2 protein-coding genes are annotated in these 1094 nt (G+C 49.4%); both read left to right on the top strand.

From position 1 onward, the window contains the following. Positions 1-430, top strand: a 430-nt coding sequence (locus ACKLNH_RS20615; protein ID WP_413114137.1) for a chemotaxis protein, incomplete at its 5' end; no start/stop codon positions are given. Next, positions 427-1094, top strand: a 668-nt coding sequence (locus tag ACKLNH_RS20610; protein WP_413114136.1) for a hypothetical protein, incomplete at its 3' end; no start/stop codon positions are given. The genes ACKLNH_RS20615 and ACKLNH_RS20610, both read left to right, overlap by 4 nt.

Raw genomic sequence — 1094 nt, 5'->3', positions numbered from 1 at the left:
CAGCACGATCAATACCAGTGGTCAGTTAAGTATTCAAGGTGACAACCTCGGCACCAATATTTCAGGGTTGAATAACAGCGGTGAATTAACCCTTGTTGCCAGCGACCACGGCGCAATTAATAGCGCGTTGGAGTTTGCCACCGATTCCATGGAAATGTACATCGGCGGCACAAATGACATTGCCACCAAGGCGATGTTCACTACCCATGAACTCGCCGATAACATGGTATTAGCTAACAGTGAAAACTTAGCGCACCTTGCTGGGCTGCAAGGCAGTCAGGCCAAGCAGAACGCCGATAATATCAACGCCATGATGGACTTAGCCACCATGCACGTTGATGGAGGTCAAAGTGCGATGGCAGAGCAAATGAAATATGTCATCTTTGCCGTTCTGGCGGCAGTGGTGGTATTAGGAGTGAAACGCGCATGAAACAAACGTTAGCCCCACGCCAGCAGATACAATTTCACGCCGTCGGTGAATATTTGTATATCCATGCTGCACCTAGTGCTTTACGTATTCGCACCCAACGCGGGGAATATGTCTTATCTGAGCGTGGGCAAATCAAAGATACCGAATTAACGGGCCTTGTTACCGTCGAAAACCTTGCTGAACATGCTGGATTGGTCGAAATAAGTTGCGGATTTGGTGAATATATACCGCCCAATGACGGGCAAGCGGTGGTAGTGAGTCAGATGCCAGCGGTAGACGTTCAAACGATGCCGCCAGTTTCTGTCGGCACAATGCCGGAAGTCGACATTAAAACACTCCCCCCTGTTCAAATACAAACGATTCCAGCAATCAACGTCGAAACTTTACCTAACGTGAAGTTAGAAACCGGACAAGCGGTGCGGGTTTATGCCACCAATCCGGTATTAACCAAACCCGTTGGTGGGGCAACGATGGCTTGTCATACCTTAACCATTACCGATGGTGAAGCGGTATTCGCCGCCAATAGTAGCCGTGCCCACATAAAGGTAAAAGCAGCCGCCAGCAATAGTGGTTCCATCTTAATCGGTGGTCACTACCCGTTATTACCCGGCGAAGCGGAAACTCTAAACACCTTTGGTGAGCTGGCCTTATCAGGCACAGACAG

This window comes from Thaumasiovibrio clandestinus, from assembly GCF_047250365.1.
In the GTDB taxonomy this organism is placed as follows: Bacteria; Pseudomonadota; Gammaproteobacteria; order Enterobacterales; family Vibrionaceae; genus Thaumasiovibrio.
This window is presented reverse-complemented; position numbering and strand designations above follow the sequence as displayed.